This is a genomic window from Cupriavidus sp. C1SS-2L, assembly GCF_057073735.1.
In genome coordinates this window covers 1,479,348-1,502,903 of the sequence record NZ_CP172708.1, presented here as the reverse complement: position 1 = coordinate 1,502,903, position 23,556 = coordinate 1,479,348, and the positions used below count along the sequence as shown (strand labels likewise).

General features: G+C 65.0%; 20 protein-coding genes. 9 read left to right on the top strand and 11 right to left on the bottom strand.

All coding sequences use genetic code 11. The features are described 5' to 3' along the window. Positions 1-155: 155 nt before the first annotated feature. The 4 genes from tcuC (at position 156) to ACIGJG_RS07065 (ending at position 3,642) form a co-directional block, all read left to right on the top strand. Positions 156-1,463 carry an MFS transporter gene (gene tcuC / locus ACIGJG_RS07080; RefSeq protein WP_011297536.1) on the top strand — a complete coding sequence of 436 codons (1,308 nt, stop codon included), beginning with the start codon at positions 156-158 and terminating at the stop codon, positions 1,461-1,463. A gap of 262 nt (positions 1,464-1,725) precedes the next feature. Further along, positions 1,726-2,274 carry a peroxiredoxin gene (locus ACIGJG_RS07075; protein WP_011297535.1) on the top strand — a complete coding sequence of 183 codons (549 nt, stop codon included), beginning with the start codon at positions 1,726-1,728 and terminating at the stop codon, positions 2,272-2,274. A 106-nt stretch (positions 2,275-2,380) separates the two neighbouring features. Then, on the top strand, positions 2,381-2,902 hold the full coding sequence (locus tag ACIGJG_RS07070) for a carboxymuconolactone decarboxylase family protein (RefSeq protein WP_011297534.1): 522 nt from the start codon (positions 2,381-2,383) through the stop codon (positions 2,900-2,902). Between the two features lie 167 nt (positions 2,903-3,069). After that, positions 3,070-3,642: a GNAT family N-acetyltransferase gene (locus tag ACIGJG_RS07065; RefSeq protein ID WP_041679570.1), complete on the top strand. Its 573-nt coding sequence runs from the start codon at positions 3,070-3,072 to the stop codon at positions 3,640-3,642. Between the two features lie 40 nt (positions 3,643-3,682). On the opposite strand, the gene ispF is transcribed toward ACIGJG_RS07065, so the two are convergent. Together ispF and ispD are read right to left on the bottom strand one after the other, a co-directional pair. Further along, on the bottom strand, positions 3,683-4,192 hold the full coding sequence (gene ispF / locus ACIGJG_RS07060) for a 2-C-methyl-D-erythritol 2,4-cyclodiphosphate synthase (protein ID WP_483672940.1): 510 nt from the start codon (positions 4,190-4,192) through the stop codon (positions 3,683-3,685). Positions 4,193-4,195: 3 nt separating this feature from the next. After that, positions 4,196-5,050, bottom strand: a complete 855-nt coding sequence (ispD, locus tag ACIGJG_RS07055) for a 2-C-methyl-D-erythritol 4-phosphate cytidylyltransferase (protein ID WP_041679569.1) — start codon at positions 5,048-5,050, stop codon at positions 4,196-4,198. A 95-nt stretch (positions 5,051-5,145) separates the two neighbouring features. On the opposite strand from ispD, the gene mfd reads away from it, so the two are divergent. The 5 genes from mfd (at position 5,146) to ACIGJG_RS07030 (ending at position 12,705) form a co-directional block, all read left to right on the top strand. Beyond that, the gene (mfd, locus tag ACIGJG_RS07050) at positions 5,146-8,598 is read left to right on the top strand and encodes a transcription-repair coupling factor (RefSeq protein ID WP_483672939.1); all 3,453 of its coding nucleotides are present in this window, start codon (positions 5,146-5,148) and stop codon (positions 8,596-8,598) included. An 86-nt stretch (positions 8,599-8,684) separates the two neighbouring features. Further along, on the top strand, positions 8,685-9,899 hold the full coding sequence (argE, locus tag ACIGJG_RS07045) for an acetylornithine deacetylase (protein WP_140952199.1): 1,215 nt from the start codon (positions 8,685-8,687) through the stop codon (positions 9,897-9,899). 129 nt (positions 9,900-10,028) lie between these two features. After that, a complete protein-coding gene (locus ACIGJG_RS07040; protein WP_011297528.1) occupies positions 10,029-11,408 on the top strand; it encodes an amidohydrolase in 1,380 nt (459 codons plus the stop codon). A gap of 99 nt (positions 11,409-11,507) precedes the next feature. Next, positions 11,508-12,362: a phosphoserine phosphatase SerB gene (serB, locus tag ACIGJG_RS07035; RefSeq protein WP_041679904.1), complete on the top strand. Its 855-nt coding sequence runs from the start codon at positions 11,508-11,510 to the stop codon at positions 12,360-12,362. 106 nt (positions 12,363-12,468) lie between these two features. Next, positions 12,469-12,705: a DUF2789 domain-containing protein gene (locus ACIGJG_RS07030; protein ID WP_011297526.1), complete on the top strand. Its 237-nt coding sequence runs from the start codon at positions 12,469-12,471 to the stop codon at positions 12,703-12,705. Between the two features lie 6 nt (positions 12,706-12,711). Here the strand turns inward: ACIGJG_RS07030 and ACIGJG_RS07025 are convergent, their stop codons facing one another. From ACIGJG_RS07025 to phaC, 9 genes are all read right to left on the bottom strand, one after another. Beyond that, positions 12,712-13,941 (bottom strand): cystathionine beta-lyase, encoded by a 1,230-nt coding sequence (locus ACIGJG_RS07025; RefSeq protein WP_140952196.1) that lies wholly within the window; start codon positions 13,939-13,941, stop codon positions 12,712-12,714. A gap of 114 nt (positions 13,942-14,055) precedes the next feature. Continuing rightward, positions 14,056-14,685 (bottom strand): hypothetical protein, encoded by a 630-nt coding sequence (locus ACIGJG_RS07020; protein WP_483672938.1) that lies wholly within the window; start codon positions 14,683-14,685, stop codon positions 14,056-14,058. A gap of 9 nt (positions 14,686-14,694) precedes the next feature. Beyond that, complete coding sequence (gene bktB, locus ACIGJG_RS07015; RefSeq protein WP_140952189.1) at positions 14,695-15,879, bottom strand: beta-ketothiolase BktB; 1,185 nt, start codon at positions 15,877-15,879, stop codon at positions 14,695-14,697. A gap of 100 nt (positions 15,880-15,979) precedes the next feature. Further along, on the bottom strand, positions 15,980-17,338 hold the full coding sequence (gene rimO / locus ACIGJG_RS07010; RefSeq protein WP_011297522.1) for a 30S ribosomal protein S12 methylthiotransferase RimO: 1,359 nt from the start codon (positions 17,336-17,338) through the stop codon (positions 15,980-15,982). 180 nt (positions 17,339-17,518) lie between these two features. Next, positions 17,519-18,493, bottom strand: a complete 975-nt coding sequence (locus tag ACIGJG_RS07005; RefSeq protein WP_483672936.1) for a tRNA dihydrouridine synthase — start codon at positions 18,491-18,493, stop codon at positions 17,519-17,521. A gap of 231 nt (positions 18,494-18,724) precedes the next feature. After that, a complete protein-coding gene (gene phaR / locus ACIGJG_RS07000; RefSeq protein WP_011297520.1) occupies positions 18,725-19,276 on the bottom strand; it encodes a polyhydroxyalkanoate synthesis repressor PhaR in 552 nt (183 codons plus the stop codon). Positions 19,277-19,653: 377 nt separating this feature from the next. After that, positions 19,654-20,394, bottom strand: coding sequence for a 3-ketoacyl-ACP reductase (locus tag ACIGJG_RS06995; RefSeq protein WP_011297519.1), 741 nt, complete (start codon positions 20,392-20,394; stop codon positions 19,654-19,656). 72 nt (positions 20,395-20,466) lie between these two features. After that, positions 20,467-21,648, bottom strand: a complete 1,182-nt coding sequence (locus tag ACIGJG_RS06990) for an acetyl-CoA C-acetyltransferase (RefSeq protein ID WP_011297518.1) — start codon at positions 21,646-21,648, stop codon at positions 20,467-20,469. Positions 21,649-21,719: 71 nt separating this feature from the next. Then, positions 21,720-23,495, bottom strand: coding sequence for a class I poly(R)-hydroxyalkanoic acid synthase (gene phaC, locus ACIGJG_RS06985; protein WP_011297517.1), 1,776 nt, complete (start codon positions 23,493-23,495; stop codon positions 21,720-21,722). Positions 23,496-23,556 lie beyond the last annotated feature (61 nt).

The following is a 23,556-nucleotide window of genomic DNA, read 5'->3' as shown; positions in this document are numbered from 1 at the left end:
ACAGCGTCGCGGCGCACACTGGCGCCGGTCAGCAGGGCCGATGCATATGCATCCTCCCAGCCACGGCGACGCCTGCTGTCTCCTCCCCAACGCCTGGCTGGCTCACCGAACAATCATTCGCCGGGACCCACCGGCGACGTCCGAGAGAGACAGCCATGTCAGACACCTCCCAAACCGCCGGCCAACCGCAAGCGCAGCACGGATTCAAGACCGTCTTCCGCGTCGTCAGTGGCAATTTCCTGGAAATGTACGACTTCATGGTGTACGGCTTCTACGCCGCCGCCATTGCCAGGACTTTCTTCCCGAGCGGCGACGAATTTGCGTCGCTGATGCTGTCGCTGGCGACGTTTGGCGCCGGCTTCCTGATGCGTCCGCTGGGCGCCATCGTGCTGGGCGCGTACATCGACCATCACGGCCGCCGCAAGGGGCTGATCGTCACGCTCGCGCTGATGGCCGCCGGCACGCTGCTGATCGCATGCGTGCCCGGCTATGCCTCGATCGGCGTGGCGGCACCGCTGCTCGTGCTGGCCGGCCGCCTGTTGCAGGGCTTCTCTGCGGGCGTGGAACTGGGCGGCGTCTCGGTCTACCTGTCGGAGATCGCCAAACCTGGCAAGAAAGGCTTTTACGTAGCCTGGCAGTCTGCCAGCCAGCAAGTCGCGGTGATCTTCGCCGGCCTGCTTGGCGTGATCCTGCATGCGACGCTTGCACCGCAGCAAATGGATGACTGGGGCTGGCGCGTGCCGTTCCTGATCGGGTGCCTGATCGTGCCGTTCCTGTTCCTGATCCGCCGCTCGCTCGAAGAAACCGAGGAATTCAAGACCCGCAAGCATCGCCCGACCATGCGCGAGATCTACCGCTCGATGGCCGAGAACTGGCGCATCATCATTGCGGGCTGCATGATGGTCGTGATGACGACGGTATCGTTCTACATGATCACCGCATACACCCCGACCTTCGGCAAAACGGTGCTCAAGCTCGATGACGTGGACAACCTGATCGTCACCATGTGTGTGGGCCTGTCGAACTTCATCTGGCTGCCGCTGATGGGCGCGGTGTCCGACCGCATCGGTCGCAAGCCGCTGCTGGTGTTCTTCACGCTGGCCACGCTGCTGACCGCCTATCCCGCCGTCTCGTGGCTGGTGGCCGAGCCGTCGTTCTCGCGCCTGCTGATGGTCGAACTCTGGCTGTCGTTCCTGTACGGCAGCTATAACGGCGCGATGGTAGTCACGCTAACCGAAGTCATGCCGCCGGCGGTGCGTACCGCGGGTTTCTCGCTGGCCTATAGCCTGGCTACGGCGCTGTTCGGCGGATTCACGCCGGCAATCGCGACCTACCTGATCCACACCACCGGTAACAAGGCGGCCCCTGGCCTGTGGCTGATGTTCGCCGCCGCCTGCGGCCTGATCGCCACCCTGATCATTTTCCGCGCACGTCGCGGCCAGCCCGCGCTGCGTCCTGCCTGAGCGGCCACCTGCCGTCCCTGCCACACCGGCCTTGTGCGGCCGGTCGTGGCATACTTCCCGCTTGCGCAAACTCCCATGCGCGACGATCCAGAGCGCCATGCCGCGCCGCCTATCGGGCTGTTTGAGAATTTCAATTAGCCCTGCAGTGCGTCCTGACGCATAATCTCCCCTTGTCGCGGCGCACCAAAGCGCTGGCTCCAGTCAGTGCCGACATTGCCCGCATTTGCACAAACTCTCTCTTCAACCGTATCAGGAGAAGTCTATGAAGACCGTTGGTGACAAGCTCGAAGCCTTCCACGTCGTTGGTGTCAAGCCGGGTTTCAACAACCATGAGGAAAACGGCCAGTCGGCTTTCGAAGACATCACCGAAAAGTCGTTCGAAGGCAAGTGGAAGATCATCTACTTCTACCCGAAGGACTTCACGTTCGTATGCCCGACCGAAATCGTGGCATTCGCCAAGCTGAACGGCGATTTCGCTGACCGTGACGCCATCGTTCTGGGCGGCTCGACCGACAACGAATTCGTGAAGCTGGCATGGCGCCGCGAGCACAAGGATCTGAACAAGCTGAACCAGTGGCAATTTGCCGACGTGACCGGTTCGCTGATCGACCAGTTGGGCGTGCGTGACCAGGCCGCTGGCGTGGCTCTGCGCGCGACCTTCGTCGTCGACCCGCACAATGTGATCCAGCACGTTTCGGTGAACAACCTGAACGTCGGCCGCAACCCGGACGAAGTGCTGCGTATTCTGGACGGTCTGCAAACGGACGAACTGTGCCCGTGCAACCGTGCCGTTGGCGGCGCAACGCTGTAATTGCTGCAAGGTTGCCGGTAACTACGGCGACTCGCGGAGGGCCCTGCCCCTCCGCCCCAAACCCGCAGAAGCGGGTTTTTTGAGCCCTGATCGATAGGAGAATTAAATGGAATTCCTCAGCACGATTAAGAATCTCATCCCGGACTACGCCAAGGACATCCGCCTGAACGTAGACGGCACCATTGCGCGCTCCTCGCTGGAAGGCAATGACGCCGTCGGCGTGGCCCTGGCGGCCGCCTTCGCAGCGCAGTCCAAGGTGCTCGTGGATGCGATCCGCAACGCCAATGTGCTGTCGGCCGAGGAAGTCAATGGCGCGCTGACCGCCGCCGCGCTGATGGGCATGAACAATGTGTGGTATCCGTATATCGAGATGGCGGACGATCCGGACCTGGCCAACCAGCCAGCCGGCCTGCGCATGAACGCCTACGCCACCCATGGCGGCGTGGACAAGCGCCGCTTCGAAATGTACGCGCTGGCCGCTTCCATTGTCGGCAAGTGCCATTTCTGCGTGAAATCGCACTACCAGCTGCTCAAGAACGAGCAGGGCATGACGTCGCAGCAACTGCGTGACGTCGGCCGCATTGCCGCCGTCATCGCCGCGGCCGCCAACGTGATTGCCGCCCAGTAAAGCGCTCTTTCGGTGCCAGCGCGGCTCAACAACAGCCGGCAGCTTCCCAGCGGGAAGTGCCGGCTGTTTGCATGTGCGGCCCCGACAACGGCCGAAGGCACCACTCGTGCAGTGAACGGCCTACAATCCAGACAAGACACGCACTTCAGTTACCCGTCCCCTGCACCATGAGCATCCTGCCTTCGCCAACGTCGCCGCGCTTCCACTACCGCCTCGCCACTGTCCAGGATTGGGGCGACATCGCCGCTGTCACACAGCAGGCGTATTCGCAGTACGAACTGGAAATCATGGAGGATTGCCGGGCGTCCTTCCAGCGCGGCATGCAGGCGGTGCTGGCTACCAGCCATCCTGATATGGAATGGTGGGTGGCCGAGACCGAACATGGCATTGCCGGCGCCGTTCTGTTCTGCCACCCCGGCGCGACACTGCCGGCGCTGGATGGCAGCACGATTACGCTGACCCAGCCGGAAGCCCGGCTGCTTTCCGTCAGCCCGCAAGCACGCGGCCTGGGGCTTGGCCATACGCTGATGCAGATCTGCATCCAGCGTGCGCGCGATATCGGCTCGCCGACGCTGCTGGTGCGGACCATGCCTGAAATGGCGTCCGCCAATCGCCTGTGCCAGCAGATGGGCTTTGCCAAGCGCACGGAGGCTGGCGCCCGAACGGGCGCCATGGCAAGGCTGATCGACTACAGCTACGCCATCACGCCAGAGAGCGCGCCTGCACCGGCCAAGGCGTAAGCGCTTTCGCTTCCGCTTCGGCCAGGGATCCGGGCCGCGCTCAGTCCTGCGCGTCCGCGATTGCGCCGCGCCAGATCAGGACCGCGGCCTGCGCCACGATACCTTCCTGCCGTCCTTCGAAGCCAAGCTTTTCGTTGGTCTTGGCCTTGACGTTGCAACGCGTGGCGGGCAGGCCCAGGTCATCGGCAATATTCGCAACCATGCCCGGAATATGCGGTGCCAGCTTGGGCTGCTGCGCGATCACCGACGCATCGACATTGCCGATTTCGTAGCCGGCCTCGCGCACGCGGCGCGCGGCCTCACGCAGCAGCACGCGGCTGTCGGCACCGGCAAACTGTGCATCCGTGTCCGGGAAATGGCGCCCGATGTCGCCAAGCCCTGCCGCGCCGAACAGCGCGTCCGTAATGGCATGGAGCAGCGCATCGGCATCGGAATGCCCGAGCAGGCCGCGGTCGTTTGGAATATGCACGCCGCCGAGGATCAGCTTGCGGCCGGGCACAAGTGCGTGGACGTCATAGCCCTGCCCCACGCGGATATCAAAAGGCATCATTGATCAGGCTCCTGAATCGGCAGACCTGGCCGGCCCGGTGCCGAGCAGCACTTCGGCCAGCGCGAAGTCTTCCGGATATGTCACTTTGAAATTGCGCAGCGAACCGTTGACGAGCCGCGGATGCAGGCCCAGCCGTTCGATCGCGCTGGCTTCGTCGGTCACCACCGCGCCCGCGGCCAGGGCGTCCTGCAAGGCCTGGCGCAATACGCCGACGCGAAACATCTGCGGGGTCTGGGCCTGCCACAGTCCGTCGCGCGGCACTGTGGTGCCGATGCGCTCGCCGGCATCGGCACGCTTCAGCGTATCGGGGACGGGCACGGCCAGGATGCCGCCGATTGCCGCATCGGGATCATCGTCGTTATCGCTTTCGACGGCGCGCACCAGGTTATGGATCATCGCGGGCGTCAGGCCCGGTCGTGCCGCATCGTGCACCAGCACCCAGTCAGTGTCGGTAGCGCCGAGCTGCGCCAGGTGATGTAGGCCGGCGAGCACCGACGCGTGGCGCGTGTCGCCGCCGACAAAAGCGGTATCGAAGCGCAAGCCGGCAAAGATATCGGCGCCGAAGCGCGACTCCAGCGGCATGTCGTCGGGCGCCAGCACCAGCGCGGTGGCACTGATCGCGTCACAGGCCGAAAACGCTGCCAGCGCGTACCAGATCATGGGCCGGCCCGCGACGGGCTGGTATTGCTTGGGCACGGAGCCACCCGCGCGGCTGCCGGTACCGGCACAGGGAATCAAGGCGAAGCGGCGGTCGGACACAGGGTCGGGATGAAATGGAAAATGCGTTGAAAACGTCACGGCGATGGCCTGCGCCGTGGCCGGAGCGCATTCTATAATACGGCCCTTGTTTGCCGCCATGCCGCCTTGCCAATCCGGCAAGCGGCGCACGCACCCCCGCCCGCGCTGCCGGCGGGGCGTTGTCGTTCGTTGTCGTTGATTCCGACCGCTGCCCGATGCCTGACGCCGCACCCGCCTTCCCGTTCGCCAACCTGCCCCTGGTCAAGTCCGGGCTGCGCCATAGCATGGCGGGCCTGCCCGGCTCCGCCGACGCACTCGCCATTGCCGCCTACGCGCGCCAGCACAGGGAGCGCGTGCCGATGCTGGCCGTGGTCTGCGCCAACGCCGTCGACGCCCAGCGGCTCGCCGATGAAATCCCGTGGTTCGCGCCCGAAACGCGCGTGCGCCTGCTGCCGGACTGGGAAACGCTGCCCTACGATAGCTTTTCTCCCCACCAGGACCTGGTGTCGGAACGTCTCGCGACGCTGCACGACATCCAGACCGGCCAGTGCGACGTGATGCTCGTGCCGGCCTCTACAGCGCTCTACCGGCTAGCGCCGCCGTCATTCCTGGCCGCCTATACGTTCTTCTTCAAGCAGGGGGAACGGCTGGACGAAGCCGCGCTCAAGGCGCAGTTCACGCTGGCAGGCTACGAGCACGTCAGCGCCGTGATGCGTCCGGGCGAATACAGCGTGCGCGGCGGCCTGATCGACCTGTACCCGATGGGTTCGGCGCTGCCGTACCGCATCGATCTCTTCGGCGACGAGATCGAAACCATCCGCGCCTTTGATCCCGACACGCAACGCAGCCTGTACCCGGTCAAGGAAGTCCGGCTGCTGCCGGGCCGCGAGTTTCCGCTTGATGAAGCCGCCCGCACGGCATTCCGCGGCCGCTGGCGCGAAGTCTTCGAAGGCGACCCTAGCAAGTCGCCCATCTACAAGGACATCGGCAACGGTGTTCCTTCGGCCGGGATCGAGTACTACCTGCCGTTGTTCTTCGAGTCCAGCGCGACGCTGTTCGACTTTCTGCCGGCCGATACCCAGCTTGCCTTCGTCGGCAAGGTGGACGAAGCCATCCGCCGCTTCTGGACGGATACCACGCAGCGCTACGACTTCATGCGGCATGACCGCGAGCGCCCGCTGCTGCCGCCGCCGCAACTGTTCCTGTCCGAGGAGCAGTTCTTCATTGCGGCCAAGCCGCTCGCGCGGCTGGTACTGCAAAGCGAACCGGCGGCGGACGGCCAACCCGCGTTTGCGGCGAGCGTTCCCGATGTCTCGGTGAACCGTCGCGCCGAAGATCCGCTCGTGAACCTGGAATCCCTGCTGCTGGACAAGGCCACGCGCGTACTGATGTGCGCCGATACCGCCGGCCGCCGCGAGACCCTGCTGCAGCTGTTCGCCGAAAGCGGCCTGCGCCCGCAACCCGTGGACGACTTTGCCGCGTTCCTGGCTGGCGAGTCGCACTTCAGCATCGCCGTGGCGCCCCTGCACAGCGGCTTCATGCTGCCGTCCGCGAAATTCGCCTTCGTCACGGAAGCCGAACTCTACGCCGGCACCGCGCGCCGCGCGGGCCGCCGCAAACAGGAACAGGCCACCGCCGTCGATTCGATGGTGCGCGACCTGGCCGAGCTGAAGATCGGCGACCCGGTGGTGCACAGCGACCACGGCATTGGCCGCTACCACGGCCTGGTGTCGCTCGACATGGGCCAGGGGGACGAGGAATTCCTGCATCTCGAATACGACAAGGGCAGCAAGCTGTACGTGCCGGTGCATCAGCTCCACGTGATCTCGCGCTATTCGGGCGCTGATCCGGACACCGCACCGCTGCATCACCTCGGCTCGGGCCAGTGGGACAAAGCCAAGCGCAGGGCTGCGCAGCAGATCCGCGATACGGCGGCCGAACTGCTGAACCTGTACGCACGGCGCGCCGCGCGCGAAGGCTTTGCGTTCCCACTCTCCCCCAAGGACTACGAGACCTTCGCCGAAAGCTTCGGCTTCGAGGAAACGCCCGATCAGGCCGCGGCGATCGCTGCCGTCATCGCCGACATGACCTCGGGCAAGCCCATGGACCGGCTGGTGTGCGGCGACGTCGGCTTCGGCAAGACCGAAGTCGCCTTGCGCGCGGCGTTCGTCGCCGTGCTCGGCGGCAAGCAGGTTGCCATGCTGGCGCCGACCACGCTACTCGCCGAGCAGCATTTCCAGACGCTGTCGGACCGCTTCGCCGAATGGCCGGTGCGCATCGTCGAGCTGTCGCGCTTCAAGACGAAGAAGGAAATCGACGCGGCGGTGAAGCAGATCAACGAGGGCACGGTCGATATCGTGATCGGCACGCACAAGCTGCTCTCGGATGAAGTGAAGTTCCAGCGCCTCGGCCTCGTCATCATCGACGAGGAGCACCGCTTTGGCGTACGCCAGAAGGAAGCGCTGAAAACGCTGCGCGCCGAGGTCGACGTGCTGACGCTCACGGCCACGCCGATTCCGCGAACACTTGGCATGGCGCTCGAAGGCCTGCGCGATTTTTCCGTGATTGCCACAGCGCCGCAAAAACGCCTGGCCATCAAGACCTTCGTGCGGCGCGAGGAAGACGGCGTGATCCGCGAAGCCATCCTGCGCGAGCTCAAGCGCGGCGGACAGGTGTATTTCCTGCACAACGAAGTCGAGACCATCGAGAACAAGCGCGCGAAGCTGGCCGAACTGGTGCCTGAAGCGCGCATTGCCGTGGCCCACGGCCAGATGCACGAACGCGAGCTGGAACGCGTGATGCGCGACTTCGTCTCGCGGCGCGACAACATCCTGCTGTGCACGACGATCATCGAGACCGGCATCGACGTGCCAACCGCCAACACCATCCTGATCCATCGCGCCGACAAATTCGGTCTCGCGCAGCTTCACCAGTTGCGTGGCCGCGTCGGCCGCTCGCACCATCAGGCCTATGCGTACTTGCTCGTGCATGATGTGGATGGCCTTACCAAGCAGGCGGGGCGCCGGCTCGAGGCCATCCAGCAGATGGAAGAACTGGGTTCGGGCTTCTACCTGGCGATGCACGACCTGGAAATCCGCGGCGCCGGCGAGGTGCTTGGCGACAAGCAGTCCGGCGAAATCCACGAGATCGGCTTCCAGCTCTACACCGACATGCTGAACGCAGCGGTCAAGGCGCTCAAGGCCGGCAAGGAGCCGGACCTGATGGCGCCGCTCGCGGCGACCACCGAGATCAATCTCGGCACGCCCGCGCTGCTGCCCAACGACTATTGCGCCGACGTGCACGAACGCCTGTCGCTGTACAAGCGGCTCGCGAACTGTGAAACCCCGGAGCGCGTCGACGACATCCAGGAAGAGCTGATCGACCGCTTCGGCCGCATGCCGGACCAGGCGCAGGCGCTGGTGGAAACCCATCGGCTGCGCATCGCCGCGGCACCGCTCGGCGTGCGCAAGATCGATGCGGGCGAGGCGTCGATCAGCGTGCAGTTCGTGCCGAATCCGCCGATCGATGCGCTGCGGATCATCGAGCTCGTGCAGAAGAACCGGCATATCAAGCTCGCGGGGCAGGACAAGCTGCGTATTGAAGCCAAGATGCCCGACGTGGCCGTGCGTGCGCAGACCATCAAGCAGACGCTGCGCCAGCTGGCATAGGGAATTTGCTGCAGGGCGTCTTACCCGAGGGGCCGGGACGGGTGTAGCATCAGCTACTTCACCCGTCGTTCAGAGCCCCCTGCCCCATGCAAGCCGATACTCAACGCCAGTCTTCAGCCACTGAAGCCAATGCGCCGCGCGGCAGCGCGATCGAATGGACGCAGCGCCTGGTGGCGTACGACACCACGAGCCGCCATTCCAACCTGGGGCTGATCGAGTCCGTACGCGACCACTTCCTCGCGAAGGGCTTGCGACCCCATCTGAGCTACAACCCCCAGCAAGACAAGGCCAACCTGTTCGTCACGGTGCCGGCCGCCAGCGGCGACACCAATGGCGGCATCGTGCTGTCGGGCCACACCGACGTGGTGCCCGTGGACGGCCAGAACTGGACCACGGACCCGTTCAAGCCGGTGGTGCGCGACGGCAAGCTCTATGGCCGCGGTACGTGTGACATGAAGGGCTTTATCGGCACCAGCCTGGCGCTGCTGCCGACGCTGCTCGACGCGAAGCTGCGCGAGCCCGTGCACTATGCGCTGTCGTTCGACGAGGAGATCGGCTGCATGGGCGCGCCCTACCTGCTTGCCGAACTCCGTGAGCGCGGCGTGCGCCCGGCCGGCTGCATCGTGGGCGAGCCCACCAGCATGCGCGTGATCGTCGCACACAAGGGCATCAACGCGTACCGGTGCTGCGTCAAGGGTCATGCCGCACATTCGTCGCTGACGCCCCGCGGTGTCAACGCGATCGAATACGCGGCGCGGCTGATTTGCTTCATCCGCGACATTGCCGACGAGTTCAAGGCCAACGGCCCGTACGACAAGGCCTTCGACGTGCCTTACACCACCGCGCAGACCGGCACGATCCAGGGCGGCATCGCGCTGAATACCATTCCGGCGCTGTGCGAATTCGTATTCGAGTTCCGCAACCTGCCCGGCGTGGATCCCGAAGCGCTGTTCGCGCGGATCCAGTCGTATGCCAATGACGTACTGCTGCCGAAGATGCGCGCCGAACACGCCGATGCCGGCCTTGTGATCAGCAAAATCGCGGCGGCACCGTCGCTAGACGCTGCCGAGCAGGAAGCCATCACGCAACTGGTGCGGGCGCTGACGGGCGACCGCGAGACCAGCAAGGTTGCCTACGGCACCGAGGCCGGGCTGTTCCAGCGCGCGGGGATTCCCGCGGTGGTATGCGGCCCCGGCGATATCGAGCAGGCGCACAAGCCGGATGAGTTTGTCGCGCTCGATCAGCTTGCCGCTTGCGAGGCGTTCCTGCGCAAGGTCGTCGACAGCCTGCGCGTGGCCTGACCCACCCTTTTCGCCGTGCGCTGCTTCCCTCTCCAATTGCGAGAGGGAAGCAGCCACTCGGCTTTCCTGGCGCATTGCAGCGCCAAGACACCACCAGCCTCAAACCAACAACAACGAAGGAGATCCTGCATGGCTGTTCGTCGCACTGCATCCCGTTCCACCCAGAGCCTCGTGCTGGCAGGCCTGGCACTCGCCGCCGCCGTGCTTTGCAACGCCGCGAACGCACAGTCCGCGGCACCTGCTACCAGCGCCGACGACCTGCACGCGCAGATCGAAACGCGTGCGAAAGCGGTAGAAGCACAGCTGATCGCGTGGCGCCGCGACATCCACCAGCATCCCGAACTCGGCAACTACGAGACGCGCACCGCAAAGCTGGTCGCCGATCACCTTCGCAAGCTCGGCATGGATGTGAAGACGGGTGTGGCCAAGACCGGCGTAGTCGGCGTGCTCAAGGGCGGCAAGCCAGGCCCGGTGGTGGCGCTGCGCGCCGATATGGATGCGCTGCCGGTGAAGGAGCGCGTGGATGTGCCGTTTGCCTCCAAGGCCAAGGGCCAGTACCTCGGCAAGGAGGTCGACGTGATGCATGCGTGTGGCCACGACACGCACGTAGCCATTCTGATGGCCACGGCGGAAGTACTTGCCGGCATGAAGGACCAGCTTCCCGGCACGGTCAAGTTCATCTTCCAGCCGGCCGAGGAAAGCCCCGCGGACATCGAACCGAATGGCAAGAATATGTGGGGCGCCAAGCAGATGGTGGCCGAAGGCGTGCTCGACAACCCGAAGGTCGATGCGATCTTCGGCCTGCACGTGGCCGCGGGCATGGAATCGGGCAAGCTTGGCTGGCGCAGCGGCGCGTCCATGGCAGCCGCGGACCAGTTCTGGATCGACGTGAAGGGCCGCCAGACCCATGGCGCGCGCCCGTGGGCTGGGGTCGATCCGATCGTGGTCGCGTCGCAGATCGTCATGGGCCTGCAGACCATCCAGAGCCGCCAGGTCAATGCGATGTTGGAGCCGTCGGTCATCACGGTAGGCACCATCCACGGCGGCAACCGCATGAATATCGTGCCGGAGCAGGTCGAGATGATGGGTACGGTGCGCACCTATGACGAGGGCATGAAGAAGGACATTCACGCCCGCATGAAGCGCACGACCGAGACCATTGCCGCGAGCGCCGGCGCGGAGGCCACGTTCCGCGTGGTGGAGCTCTACAACGCCACCGTCAACCAGCCGGTGCTGACCGAAAAGATGGCGCCCACACTGCGGCGCGTGGCCGGCGAAGGCAACTGGCTGACCATGCCGAAGGCAACGGCGTCCGAAGACTTCTCGTTCTACCAGGAAAAGGTGCCGGGACTGTTCTTCAATCTGGGCGTCACACCCAAGGGTACGGACCTGGCCAAGGCGGCCTCGAACCACTCGCCGGAGTTCTATGTGGATGAGCCGGCGCTTGTCAACGGCGTGCGTGCGCTGTCGAACCTGACGGTGGACTACATGACCATGGCCCAGCGCTGACGTGCGTCACGCGCCGGGGGCACGCGGGCCGTGAGCGATTACAATGTCGCCTTTGCCGTCCCGCCCCTCGGCGCGCCGCCCGATCCGCCTGCTGCTGTCATGCCCCTGATCCTCCAGAGTACCCGCCCGCTCGCTTCCGACGACCTTTCCGCCATCCGCACGCTCGCCCGCACTTCCGAGCCGGAGCTGCGCAGCGAAACTGTCGCAGCCGCCGAAGACTGCGCCCCGCTTACGCCGGCGTTGCGCGACACGCTGGACGACTACTGCGGGCCGCGCGCGATCGACTGGGCCGTCGTGCCTGCCGGCCGGCGCCTGTCGGACTTCCGTCTGGTGGCCATGGACATGGATTCCACGCTGATCACGATCGAATGCATCGACGAGATCGCCGATTTCTGCGGGCTGAAGGCCGAGGTTTCCGCCATTACCGAAGCCGCCATGCGCGGCGAGATCACCGACTTCAACGAAAGCCTGCGCCGCCGCGTGGCCTTGCTGAAGGGCCTGGATGCCAGCGTGCTGGATCGCGTCTATGAAGAGCGCCTGCGTCTGTCGCCGGGTGCCGAGCGCATGCTGCAGACCGTGCAGGCGCTGGGCCTGCGCACGCTGCTGGTGTCGGGCGGCTTTGTGCATTTCACCGATAAGCTCAAGCCACGCCTGAAGCTGGATGTCACGCGCGCCAACACGCTGGAAATCGTCGACGGCAAGCTGACCGGCAACGTGGTCGGCGAAATCGTCAATGCCGATGTGAAGGCCCGTACCGTACAGGAAGTCTGCGCGCAGATCGGCGCAACGCCGGACCAGGCCATCGTGATGGGTGACGGCTCGAACGACCTCAAGATGATGGCAGTCTCCGGCCTTTCGGTGGCCTTCCGCGCCAAGCCTGTCGTGCGCGCACAGGCCAGCGTTGCCTTCAACCACGTCGGGCTGGACGGCCTGCTGGCGCTGTTCCCCCACTGATTTCCGCAAGACGGACGCTTGGGCGTCCGCTCTTTCTTGTGCGCCTCACGCGCTCCGGTGCCCTACACTAGCTGCAGTGACCACCCCAGAAGCGGAGCACCTCACCATGGAACAGGCCTTCCACCGCTTTTCCGAACTGTTTGCCCAATTGGGGCTGCCCAGCGATGAATCGGGCATCCGCCAGTTCATCGCGACGCACGCGCCGCTGCCTGGCGACATCGAACTCGCCGATGCGTCGTTCTGGACGCCTGCACAGGCAACCATGCTTCGAGACGAGATTGCAGACGACGCCGATTGGGCCGAGGTGGTCGATCAGCTCAACGTCGCATTGCGGGCCAGTTAGCGCGCTTCAGCCCTTCAGCACCTGCTCCATCGCCTGGCGCAGATCGGCGATAAGGTCGCGCGTGTCCTCCAGGCCAATGTAGAGGCGCACCAGTTCGCCAGCGTGCTGCCAGCCAGCAGGCGGCCAGCTGCCTGCCGGTCGCATCGTCGGCACGTGGTAGGGCACGGCAAGACTGTGCGCGCCTCCCCAGGACCAGCCGATCGCGAACAGGCGCAGCGCTTCGACGAACGCGTCCACCTGCTCCTGCGAATACCTTTCGTGCATGATGATCGCGAACAGGCCGCTTGCGCCGGTGAAGTCCCGGCGCCAGTTGGCGTGGCCCGGGCAGTCCGGCAACGCGGGATGCAGTACCCGCACGACTTCCGGGCGCTGGTGCAGCCACTCCGCGACCTCGCGCGCGGCGCGGTCGTGCGCGGCCAAACGCACCGGCAGGCTCGGCAACGACCGCAGCACGAGATGGCAGTCGTCGGCCGACACGCCCCACCCCATCAGCATGCGCGCGCGCTTCAGGCGAGCCTGCACGGCGTCATCGCGCGTCAGCACGGCGCCCATCAGGACATCGCTGCCGCCCGACTGGTACTTGGTCAGCGCTTGCACCGAGATATCGATGCCCATGTCGAACGGCCGGAAATAGAGACCGGCTGACCAGGTATTGTCGATGGCGGTCAGCACGCCGCGCGCCTTTGCCGCGGCGACGATCGCTTCGCTGTCCGGCACTTCCATCGTCACCGAGCCGGGCGATTCCATCCAGATCAGGCGGGTATTGGCGCGAATCATGCCGGCAATGCCGCCGCCGATCATCGGATCGTAATAGCGCACCGTCACCCCGAAATCGCGCGCGAGCCATTCGCCGTGGTCGCGGTTCGGGCCGTACACGTTGTCCGGCACCAGCACATCGTCGCCGCTTTTGAGCAGCGCGAAGTAGACCAGCGAGATCGCGGCCAGCCCGGATGGCAGCAGCAGCGTGTGCCGCGCGCCTTCGAGCAGCGCCAGGTGCTGGCACAGCGCTTCGCTGGTGGGCGTGGCATGCAGGCCATAGCGCCAGTATGTGGTGCCCCGATCCCCATAGGCGCGCAGTTCCGCCAGATTGCGGAAGACAACCGTGGAGCCGCGATGGGTGGCGGGCGAAAACGAGTCAAAGCCTGGCGCGATGTCCAACTCGGGCTGGACGGCAACCGTCTGGATGTAATGGCTGGCGGAGCCCGACGCGGGCTTGCCGGAAGTGGGATCGGACACGGCGGATTCCTTGATGGCTGGCATGCCCCGCCGCGTTGCGCGGCAGGCATAAAAGAGACGCGATATACGTCCGAGCTTACCAGCAAATGGCGGCCGCGCCACCGGCGGGCGTGCTTACCAGCCCTGGATCGATGCCCGCGGTGGTGCAGGCGCGTAAGTGGCGCCGCTGCCCGGTGCCGTGTCGAAGGGAGGAATGACCCGCACGCTGCCGAGCGGGCGGATGATGAATGGCAGCACGTTGGCCGGATTGAACGCATCGGTCCAGGTGCCGCGCACGGCGCCGCTGGCGTCGATGGTGCCTTCCCAGTTGCCGGAAACACGGGTGCCGTCGTCGGACTCTTCCATCAGGAAGCTGCCGTCCCCCCACTCACCCGCCAGCAGCCGCACGCCAGGCACGCCGTTGGCCGTGTACTCGCCGCGCAGGCTGTCGCGCTCATCGGGCTTCGGGCCAATACGCAGCCGCACCGGCTTGTCACCGACCTTGCCGACGTAAACGGGAAGCTTCGCGAATTCTGGCCGGGGCGACAGCGCCCCGGCAGTCGCGCCGGCGGACGGCGCCGCGTTGCGGCGCGCCTCGCCTTCGCGGATCGCCTCGTTCAGGCCGAGGCCGCCAGCAGTAGCAGCAGCCGGGCCGGTCGACAACACGTTGTCATCGGCGGCCTGCACCGGCATCGCCCCCGCAAGCGCGAGCGCGGCAGCCAGGCTGACGAGCGAACGGCGCTGCAACGGGGGGCGACGACACATCAACAAGACTCAGATGCGCTCGAAGATGGCGGCAATGCCCTGGCCGCCGCCGATGCACATCGTCACCAGCGCATAGCGGCCCTGCACGCGTTGCAGCTCATGCAACGCCTTGACCGTGATCAGCGCGCCGGTGGCGCCGATCGGGTGGCCAAGCGAAATGCCGGAACCGTTGGGATTGACCTTGGCCGGGTCCAAGCCCAGCGCCTTGGTCACCGCGCAAGCCTGCGCGGCAAACGCTTCGTTGGCTTCGATCACGTCCAGGTCGGACACCGACAGGCCAGCGCGCTCCAGCGCCTTCTTGGTAGCCGGCACCGGGCCGATACCCATGGTCTTCGGATCCACGCCAGCGTGGCCATACGACACCAGGCGAGCCAGCGGCTTCAGGCCACGGCGCTCGGCTTCGGCGCGCTCCATCAGCACGACAGCCGCAGCGGCGTCGTTCAGGCCGGAGGCATTGCCCGCCGTCACGGTGCCGTTTTCCTTGACGAAGACCGGCTTGAGCTTGGTCATGTCGTCGATCGTGGCGTCGTGACGCACGTGCTCGTCGGTGTCGAAGCTCACCTCGCCCTTGCGGGTCTTGAGCGTCACCGGAACGATCTGGTCCTTGAAGTAACCAGCCTTGATCGCGGCCGAAGCGCGACGGTGCGATTCCAGCGCGGCTTCGTCCTGCTGGCTGCGCGTGATGTCGTATTCCTTGGCCACGTTCTCGGCCGTGACACCCATGTGAATGCGGTGGAACGGGTCATGCAGCGCGCCCAGCATCATGTCGACCATGCTGGCATCGCCCATGCGCGCGCCCCAGCGAACTGCGGGCGCCAGGTACGGCGCGCGGCTCATGCTTTCCGCACCGCCGCCGATGGCCACGTCGGCGTCGCCGAGCAGAATGGTCTGCGCGGCGCTGACGATGGCTTGCAGGCCCGAGCCGCACAGGCGGTTCACGGTCAGCGCAGGCGCATTGATCGTCACACCGCCATCGACGGCCGCCACGCGGCCCAGATACATGTCGCGCGGCTCGGTCTGAATCACGTTACCGAACACCACGTGACCAACATCGTCGCCCGACACCTGAGCACGGGCCAGCGCCTCGCGCACCACGAGTGCACCCAGTTGGGTCGGTGCCATGTCCTTCAGGCTGCCGCCGAAAGTGCCGATTGCCGTACGTACGCCACTCACTACCACGACTTCACGCGTCATGTCTCTCTCCATGAGGTTATGTTGCGGTGCACAGTATAGCGGCATCGCGACGGAATCGAACGATCGTACTTTTACTTAAGGGCAGCAGAAGCCCGTTGCATCAAATCTCGCCCCACAAGTCGTGACCATCAGCGCCAGTGATCTTCACCTGAACGAAGTCCCCGGCGCGATAGCGCTGCGACGGCTTGGCCGGCGGCGCGATATAGACCAGGCCGTCGATTTCCGGCGCATCCGCCGAAGACCGGCCGATGCCGCCGTCCTGATTCACCTCGTCGATCAGCACGCGCAGCGTCTGGCCAACCTTGCGCTGCAGGCGGCGTGCGGAGACTTCCTCGGCCACCTCCATGAAGCGCGCGCGGCGTTCCTCGCGGACTTCGTCGGGCAAGGCGCCCGGCAGGTCGTTGGCCGTCGCGCCTTCCACCGGGGAGTACGCAAAGCAGCCCACGCGGTCCAGCTCGGCTTCGGCGATGAAATCGAGCAGGGTCTCGAATTCCGCTTCAGTTTCGCCCGGGAAGCCGGCGATAAAAGTGCTGCGGATCGTCAGGTCCGGGCACACCTCGCGCCAGGCGCGGATGCGGTCCAGCGTCTTCTCGGCATTGGCCGGACGCTTCATGCGCTTGAGCACGTCGGGGTGCGCGTGTTGCAGCGGCACGTCCAGGTACGGCAGCACGTGACCGCCGTTCATCAACGGAATGATCTCGTCGACGTGCGGGTACGGGTACACGTAGTGCAGGCGCACCCACGCACCGTACTGGGCCGCCAGTTCACCCAGCGCCGCGACCAGTTCGGTCATGCGGGTCTTGAGCGGACGTCCGTTCCAGAAGCCGGTGCGGTACTTCACGTCCACGCCGTAAGCGCTGGTGTCCTGCGAGATCACCAGCAATTCCTTCACGCCGGCCTTGAACAGGTTCTCGGCTTCCAGCATGACTTCGGCGACGGGACGCGACACCAGGTCGCCGCGCATCGACGGGATGATGCAGAACGAGCAGCGATGGTTGCAGCCTTCGGAAATCTTCAGGTAGGCGTAGTGCTTGGGCGTCAGCTTGATGCCGGCCGCCGGCACCAGGTCGGTAAAGGGGTCATGCGGCTTGGGCAGGTGCGTGTGCACCGCCTGCATGACTTCGCCAAGGGCGTGCGGGCCGGTCACGGCCAGCACTTTCGGGTGCACCGACGACACGATGTCGTGCCCCGCCGCATCCTTCTTCGCCCCGAGACAGCCGGTCACGATGACCTTGCCATTCTCGGTCAGCGCCTCGCCGATCGCGTCGAGGCTCTCCTGCACGGCTTCGTCGATGAAGCCGCAGGTGTTGACCACAACCAGGTCGGCACCGTCATAGGTGCCGCTGATTGCGTAACCCTCGGCGCGCAGCTGGGTGATGATCTGTTCCGAGTCGACCAACGCCTTCGGGCAGCCAAGCGAAACGAAGCCGACGCGCGGGCTCTGGTCTTTCTGGGTCATTGATTCTGAAGGATTTTTCACGGGGAATGCGAATGTGGGGCAAGCGGGGCGGAGTATATCGGGTAATCCCGATGGATGTCGGGCAAGTCCGCCCGGCGCTGCAAGCAACCCGGATTTTAACCGTTTGCCGCAGTCAAACGGCGCCTGACGCGGCACACGGCAAGACAGGCGGCTCTGGCCCTATGCCGGTGCGATCCTCGGCGTGGCATCAGAGGCACTCTGCAGTACCTGCTCGATTTGGGCCGAATCGTGGATCCTGCGGATCGCATCGTGCAGCGCCGTGGCTTGCGGCCAGGTCCGCTTGAGATAGCTGAGCCACAACTTCACCCGTCCATGCTCATGGCAGGATGAGATCCGGTCATGCAGCTTCCTCAGGTAAGCCGCAATCTGCTGCAGCACGAGCGGCCAATCAGCATCGGATGGCGTGCTGTCCATGAGGCCTCGGATACGCAGGGCCAGGAACGGATCCGATACCGCGCCGCGGCCGATCATCACATCGGCGCAGCCACTGACCGCGCGGCAACGCTCCCAGTCGGCAACCGACCAGACGTCACCGTTGGCAATGACGGGGATATCGACGGTGTCGGCGATGCGGGCGATCCATTCCCAGTGCGCCGGTGGCCGGTAGCCGTGGTCACGCGTGCGGGCGTGCACCACCAGCGACGCCGCCCCACCCTCCGCCAGCGCCGTGGCGCAATCGAGCGCCAGCGCGGTATCGGAAACGCCGAGCCGCATTTTGGCCGTGACCGCGATATGCGGCGGGACCGCTGCGCGTACCGCGGAAACGATGCTATGCAGTTGCTCGGGATGCGCCAGCAGCATCGCGCCGCCCCCGTGCCGGTTGACGACCTTGGCCGGGCAACCGAAGTTCAGGTCGATACCGTGCGGCGACAGGGTCGCGGCATAAGTCGCATTGCGTGCCAGCCACTCGGGATCGCTGCCGAGCAGCTGGATCACCATCGGGGTGCCGCTCGGGGTATGGCCGCCCTGCAGGATCTCGGGAGTATCCCGCTCGTAGACGCGCGGAGGAAGCAGCGAGCCCGTCACCCGCACGAACTCGGACACGCAGCCGTCGTAGCCGCCGAGGCCTGTCAGCACGTCGCGCAGCACATAGTCAGCGAGCCCCTCCATCGGGGCGAGGAATAGCCGGCTCATGGTCAGGCTCGAGCCAGCGCGGTCACGCCGGAACCCGGGGCAGACAAAGTGGAACGGGGAAGGCTTGGAATCATCGGGATATCGCGCTGCAGGCGAGTCCGCAAGATGAGCCGCCAGTTCAGAAGGGGCGCATTTTACCTGCTTGGGCGCCGCCCCGCAGAGCACCGGAACCGAGCGACGATGGTCGGTGGCGGCGCGATGGCGGACCGGGCGGTCCGCCATCGGTATGACTTACTTCTTCTCGGGCTGGTTGAACGGGAACGTCCCGAACATATTCTTGGCCTGGTTCTGCATCTGCTCCTGCATCTGCACGAACAGGTTTTTGCTCTGTTCGATGTAGTTGCTCATCATCCCCTGCATCATCGGCCCCTGCATGTTCATGAACTGGGACCACATGTCGGGGCTGAAGGCTTCGCCGGAATACAGGCCCTTGGAATTTTCGGCCAGCTTGTTCTGGATGTCGATGAAGGCCTGGATGTTCTTTTCCAGGTAAGTGCCCATCATGCCCTGCATGGCATGGCCGTAGAAGCGGATGATCTGCGACAGCATTGCGCTCGAGAACATCGGCACGCCGCCAGTTTCTTCTTCCAGAATGATCTGCAGCAGGATGCTGCGCGTCAGTTCATCACCGGACTTGGCATCGACGACCTTGAAGTCCTCCGAATCCATGACCAGCTGCTTCACGTCGGCCAGCGTGATGTAGGTGCTGGTCTGGGTGTCGTAGAGCCTGCGATTGGGATATTTCTTGATCAGTCGCTCTGCGCCTTTTTTGCTCGTGGCCATCGGTGCTCTGTCCTCTTGTCGTCGCTGATGGGCGCTGCTGCACCGCATGCGGTGCAGTGCGCAAACCGGTAGTCCCGGGCCATCCTGAAAGGTCGTGAAAAGTTACTATGTGCGCACTCGCCGGCGATCTCGCCAAGTGCCTTGTAGCCCTCGCCCCCGCGAAGGCCCGCACGTTGCACGACAATAGTGCCGGCCGTGCCGCTGCCCTGATTCTATGCCCAACAAAGCACTAAGGAAAGACAGGCGGCTTAAGGAAAACCCGCACGCACAAATGGATTGCGGGCCCTGAAGAGCCCGCAAAGCGTCCGCGCAAACCGGTTGTGCACCGCGCTGGCTGCACCGCAAAAACGGCGCGCCCGCGCGGCACGCATTGTCGATCAGCCCATGTGCAGGCCGCCGTTCAGCGAGAAGTCCGCACCAGTGGAGAAGCCCGATTCATCGGACGACAGCCACGCGCAAATGGACGCGATTTCCGACGGCTCACCCAGGCGCTTGACCGGGATGGTGCCCACGATCTTGTCCAGCACGTCCTGACGGATAGCCTTGACCATGTCGGTGGCGATGTAGCCCGGCGAAACCGTGTTCACCGTCACACCCTTCGTCGCCACTTCCTGTGCCAGAGCCATGGTAAAGCCGTGCAGGCCGGCCTTGGCGGTGGAGTAGTTGGTCTGGCCGAACTGGCCCTTCTGCCCGTTCACCGACGAGATATTGACGATGCGACCCCAGCCACGATCGACCATGCCGTCGATGACCTGCTTGGTCACGTTGAACAGCGAGGTCAGGTTGGTGTCGATCACCGCGTCCCAGTCGGCGCGCGTCATCTTGCGGAACACCACGTCGCGCGTGATGCCTGCATTGTTGATCAGCACATCAACCTCGCCGACTTCGGCCTTGACCTTGTCGAACGCAGTCTTGGTCGAGTCCCAGTCGGCCACGTTGCCTTCGGAGGCAACGAAGTCGAAGCCGAGCGCCTTCTGCTGCTCGATCCACCGCTCGCGGCGCGGCGAGTTCGGGCCGCAGCCCGCTACCACGCGAAAGCCATCCTTGGCGAGACGTTGGCAGATCGCGGTTCCGATGCCGCCCATACCGCCGGTCACATATGCAATGCGCTGAGTCATGTCTGCTCCTTGATTGGCTCTTCGTTGTCTTCGCCCGGCCACGCGAACGGTCGCGCGGCAAGGCACATCCCTTTAATTGCGCTCGACCGCCAGCGCCACACCCATGCCGCCGCCGATGCACAGCGAGGCGAGCCCCTTCTTCGCATCGCGGCGCTTCATCTCATGCAGCAGCGTCACCAGGATACGGCAGCCCGACGCACCGATCGGGTGACCGATGGCAATGGCGCCGCCGTTCACGTTGACCTTGGAGGTGTCCCAGCCCATCTGCTGGTGCACGGCCAGCGCCTGCGCGGCGAAGGCCTCGTTGATTTCCATCAGGTCCAGGTCGCCCACGCCCCAGCCTGCACGCGACAGGCAGCGCTTGGATGCCGGCACCGGGCCCATGCCCATGACCTTCGGGTCCACGCCGGCATTGGCGTAGGCCTTGATCGTGGCCAGCGGGGTCAGGCCCAGTTCCTTGGCCTTGGCGGCCGACATCACCACCACGGCGGCAGCGCCGTCGTTGATGCCCGAGGCATTGGCGGCGGTCACCGTGCCGGCCTTGTCAAAGGCGGGCTTCAGGCCTGACATGTTGTCCAGCGTGGCACCCTGGCGGACGAACTCGTCCGTCTTGAATGCCACCGGGTCGCCTTTGCGCTGCGGAATCATCACCGGGACGATTTCATCATCGAACTTGCCGGCCTTCTGCGCAGCCTCGGCCTTGTTTTGCGAGGCCACGGCGAACTCGTCCTGCGCTTCGCGGGTAATGCCGTATTCCTTGGCGACGTTCTCCGCCGTAATGCCCATGTGGTACTGGTTGTACACGTCCCACAGGCCGTCGACGATCATCGTGTCGACCAGCTTGGCGTCGCCCATGCGGAAGCCATCGCGCGAGCCCGGCAGCACGTGCGGTGCTGCGCTCATGTTCTCCTGGCCGCCGGCCACGACGATCTCGGCTTCACCGGCGAGGATAGCGTTGGCGGCCAGCATCACGGCCTTCAGGCCCGAGCCGCACACCTTGTTGATGGTCATGGCCGGCACCGACGAGGGCAGGCCCGCCTTGATGGATGCCTGGCGCGCCGGGTTCTGGCCCGAACCGGCCGTGAGCACCTGGCCCATGATCACTTCGCTGACCTGTTCCGGCTTCACGCCTGCACGTTCCAGGGCAGCCTTGATGGCGATCGCGCCCAGTTCCGGGGCGGGAATCTTCGCGAGCGAACCGCCAAACTTGCCAACGGCGGTACGGGCGGCGGAAACGATGACGATATCGGTCATTTGGAGTCCTCTCAATGAATAGCTTAGGGGTCAGCGGGCAGGTCCCGGAATAGCGGGACCGCTCGCAAGAGTCATGCCTTGGCCTTGACGTAACGGCCCGGCGCGGGTTCGATGGCAGCGTAACGCTTGCTGCCGTATTCGGTCGGTGCGGCGCGCTTGGCGCCGGCCTGCTTGCCCAGCCACGTCATCCAGTCCGGCCACCAGCTGCCATGGTGCTCCTCGGCACCGGCCAGCCAGTCTTGCGCCGATTCCGGCAACGCATCGTTGGTCCAGTGGCTGCGCTTTTTCTTGGCGGGCGGGTTGATGACGCCGGCAATGTGCCCCGACGCCCCGAGCACGAAGCGCAGGTCATTCTTGAGCAATGCGGTCGACGCATACGCCGCCGTCCACGGCACGATGTGGTCCTCGCGCGAGCCGTAGATATAGGTCGGCACGTTGATGGCGCCGAGGTCCACCGGCTCGTTGCACACGGTCAGCTTGCCCGGCTCCTTCAGTTCGTTCTGCAGATAGGTGTGGCGCAGGTACCAGCAATACCACGGCCCCGGCAGGTTGGTGGCGTCGCCGTTCCAGAACAGCAGGTCGAACGGCACCGGCGTGTTGCCCTTCAGGTAGTTGTCGACCACGTAGTTCCAGACCAGGTCGTTCGGGCGCAGGAACGAGAACGTATTGGCCAGTTCCACGCCGCGCAGCAGGCCACCGGACGCGCCGCCGAGCGTCGCTTCGCGCAACTGCACGTGAGGTTCGTCGACGAATACGTCAAGGATGCCGGTATCGGTGAAGTCCAGCAGCGTGGTCAGCAGCGTCAGGCTGGCCACCGGGTGTTCGCCACGCGCGGCCAGCACGGCCAGCGCGGTCGAAATGATGGTCCCGCCCACGCAGAAGCCAAGCGTGTTGATCTTGTCCTGGCCGCTGATATCGCGCACCACTTCGATGGCGCGGATGGCCGCGTTCTCGATGTAGTCGTCCCACGTGCATCCCGCCATGCTGGCATCCGGGTTGCGCCACGACACCAGGAACACGGTATGGCCCTGCTCGACAGCGTACCGCACCAGCGAGCCTTCCGGCTGCAGGTCGAGAATGTAGAACTTGTTGATGCAAGGCGGCACCAGCAGCAGCGGACGCGTATAGACCTTGTCCGTCAGCGGCTTGTATTGCAGCAGCTGGAAGAATTCGTTTTCGAAGACCACCGCGCCTTCGGTGACGGCCATGTTGCGGCCGACTTCGAACGCGGTCTCGTCGGTCTGCGAAATCTTGCCGCGCGTCAGGTCCTCGAGCATGTTCCGCATGCCGGCGCGCAGCGATTCACCGCGCGACTCGATCAGCCGGTTCTGCGCATCGGGATTCGTCGCCAGGAAATTGGCCGGCGACATCGCATCGACCCATTGCGACACGGCGAAGCGGATACGCTGGCGTGTCTTGGGATCCGCCTCGACTGCATCGGCCAGTTCCGTCAGGGCGCGCGCATTGAGCAGGTAGAACGCCGCGGTGTAGCGGTACGGAGCGTTCTTGTGCCAGGCCTCGCTGGCAAAGCGACGATCGTGGAGCTTGCCCGCGGATTCGGTATCGCCTCCCGCCAGGCCGCGCCACAGTTCGGTGAAATCGCGCATGTAGCGCTGCTGGATTTCCGCGAGCTGGGCCGGGTCGATCTTGACACCCGCAAGCGGGCTCGCCGCGAAGGCCTCGAAACCCGGAAAACCACCGGGAACCGTGCCGCCGTTGCCCTCAGGGCCTTGCCACTGACGGGACCACTCCAGCCAGGTTGCTGGATCCAATGGCCCCGGCGGGAACTTGAACGGTTGGGACTTGCCTTCCGTTGAGGAAGCTGCCGCACCTTTGCCGGTCGCCATGATGTAATTGTCTCTCTGCCGTCACTATGTCAGACCGGCTCCGGGACATTGCCCTGGCCGG

Excerpts from the sequence above, each read along its gene's own strand:
- tcuC (WP_011297536.1), top strand. The coding sequence starts at position 156 with ATGTCAGACACCTCCCAAACCGCCGGCCAACCGCAAGCGCAGCACGGA.
- ACIGJG_RS07075 (WP_011297535.1), top strand. The coding sequence starts at position 1,726 with ATGAAGACCGTTGGTGACAAGCTCGAAGCCTTCCACGTCGTTGGTGTC.
- ACIGJG_RS07070 (WP_011297534.1), top strand. The coding sequence starts at position 2,381 with ATGGAATTCCTCAGCACGATTAAGAATCTCATCCCGGACTACGCCAAG.
- ACIGJG_RS07065 (WP_041679570.1), top strand. The coding sequence starts at position 3,070 with ATGAGCATCCTGCCTTCGCCAACGTCGCCGCGCTTCCACTACCGCCTC.
- ispF (WP_483672940.1), bottom strand. The coding sequence starts at position 4,192 with ATGATGCCTTTTGATATCCGCGTGGGGCAGGGCTATGACGTCCACGCA.
- ispD (WP_041679569.1), bottom strand. The coding sequence starts at position 5,050 with ATGGCGGCAAACAAGGGCCGTATTATAGAATGCGCTCCGGCCACGGCG.
- mfd (WP_483672939.1), top strand. The coding sequence starts at position 5,146 with ATGCCTGACGCCGCACCCGCCTTCCCGTTCGCCAACCTGCCCCTGGTC.
- argE (WP_140952199.1), top strand. The coding sequence starts at position 8,685 with ATGCAAGCCGATACTCAACGCCAGTCTTCAGCCACTGAAGCCAATGCG.
- ACIGJG_RS07040 (WP_011297528.1), top strand. The coding sequence starts at position 10,029 with ATGGCTGTTCGTCGCACTGCATCCCGTTCCACCCAGAGCCTCGTGCTG.
- serB (WP_041679904.1), top strand. The coding sequence starts at position 11,508 with ATGCCCCTGATCCTCCAGAGTACCCGCCCGCTCGCTTCCGACGACCTT.
- ACIGJG_RS07030 (WP_011297526.1), top strand. The coding sequence starts at position 12,469 with ATGGAACAGGCCTTCCACCGCTTTTCCGAACTGTTTGCCCAATTGGGG.
- ACIGJG_RS07020 (WP_483672938.1), bottom strand. The coding sequence starts at position 14,685 with ATGTGTCGTCGCCCCCCGTTGCAGCGCCGTTCGCTCGTCAGCCTGGCT.
- bktB (WP_140952189.1), bottom strand. The coding sequence starts at position 15,879 with ATGACGCGTGAAGTCGTGGTAGTGAGTGGCGTACGTACGGCAATCGGC.
- rimO (WP_011297522.1), bottom strand. The coding sequence starts at position 17,338 with ATGACCCAGAAAGACCAGAGCCCGCGCGTCGGCTTCGTTTCGCTTGGC.
- ACIGJG_RS07005 (WP_483672936.1), bottom strand. The coding sequence starts at position 18,493 with ATGAGCCGGCTATTCCTCGCCCCGATGGAGGGGCTCGCTGACTATGTG.
- phaR (WP_011297520.1), bottom strand. The coding sequence starts at position 19,276 with ATGGCCACGAGCAAAAAAGGCGCAGAGCGACTGATCAAGAAATATCCC.
- ACIGJG_RS06995 (WP_011297519.1), bottom strand. The coding sequence starts at position 20,394 with ATGACTCAGCGCATTGCATATGTGACCGGCGGTATGGGCGGCATCGGA.
- ACIGJG_RS06990 (WP_011297518.1), bottom strand. The coding sequence starts at position 21,648 with ATGACCGATATCGTCATCGTTTCCGCCGCCCGTACCGCCGTTGGCAAG.
- phaC (WP_011297517.1), bottom strand. The coding sequence starts at position 23,495 with ATGGCGACCGGCAAAGGTGCGGCAGCTTCCTCAACGGAAGGCAAGTCC.